A 1054-nucleotide genomic window follows, 5' to 3' on the forward strand; every position below is an offset into this window, starting at 1 on the left:
TGCTCGGCAAGTGGAAGAACCCGTGGCAAGCCGCCGTGCCCGTTACGGCCGTCATGCCCGCCATGCCTGGCTGTTCGAAGGAGTGCACCGAATGACCATGGTCGGCGCATTCCTGCTCGCGTGGATGACCGGTTACGTGCTCGGCTGGAAGGTCCGAGCCATCAAGCGAACGCTGTACGCAGCCTGAGAAGTTCCAGCGTTGAGCCTTGCGTGCAGGGCTCACCGCCGCAACGTCGCGGTGTCAATGGAGTAGAGAGAAATGAACAAGCAATTCGCACGCATCGGTGCTGGTGTCGCAACCCTCGGTGCAGCTGCATCGTCCTTCGCTGCAGACCCGGCCGATGCCCTGGCCGCTGTGAGCAGCCTGAGCACCAGCTCGACCGGTTTCGGCCCCGTCATGTTCGGCCTCGCCGTCACGGTCGTCGGCATCATGATCGGCGTGAAGTGGATCAAGCGCGCTCGCGGCGCGGCCTAAGCATCAGCCTCGGGCTTTTTCTGCTGTGCACCCTTCGGGGTGTGCAGTGGTAAACGTCTGGAGCCACTATGGACCGCATCGCGCTTGCCTTCGTTATCTTGGGACTGATCGGTTGTGCGGCCGGTCGGGCCTCTCGCATGCCCCCTGACTTCAATGAATCCGTCGCTGAGCGCGTGAGTCGTTGCGGCTCTCTCATCGGTGGGTGCGGTCGATGAGCCGCTACATCCTCCGTCTGATGGTTGGGGTGCTGTTGTGGTGGTCGGGTGCTTCGTTTGCTCTCGTGCCGGTTCAGACGTCTACCCAGTACAAGATTTCGAACCAATCGACCTGGTACTCAACTCGTATTGCATCTTGCACTGCGTGGATGACGACACAGGATGCTGCGGATACAGAGTGGACTTACGACTCTCCCTATATCGTGAGCGGGGGGGCTTCGGACGGCTATTGCAGCTATAAGCGCAAGACCATCTATCAGCCGACTGTGTACCAGTCTGATTCGAACCCTATTGTGATTTCGACTCAGGCCGTGACCGGGTGTCCTGCTAATAGCACTTCGGTGACCGGTGGTTGCCAGTGTGC

The 1054-nt window shown here is 60.2% G+C and carries 3 protein-coding genes; all 3 read left to right on the top strand.

Annotated features, from left to right (window positions below):
- Nucleotides 1-187: hypothetical protein (locus tag ACCC97_RS28745; protein ID WP_413336372.1), on the top strand; the 187-nt coding region annotated here is incomplete at its 5' end.
- A gap of 72 nt (nucleotides 188-259) precedes the next feature.
- On the top strand, nucleotides 260-475 hold the full coding sequence (locus ACCC97_RS28750; RefSeq protein ID WP_413336373.1) for a major coat protein: 216 nt from the start codon (nucleotides 260-262) through the stop codon (nucleotides 473-475).
- A 211-nt stretch (nucleotides 476-686) separates the two neighbouring features.
- Nucleotides 687-1054 (top strand): hypothetical protein (locus ACCC97_RS28755; RefSeq protein ID WP_413336375.1); only part of this gene is annotated, 368 nt, incomplete at its 3' end.

It is taken from the genome of Variovorax sp. Varisp85 (genome assembly GCF_047304045.1).
In the GTDB taxonomy this organism is placed as follows: domain Bacteria; phylum Pseudomonadota; class Gammaproteobacteria; order Burkholderiales; family Burkholderiaceae_C; genus Variovorax.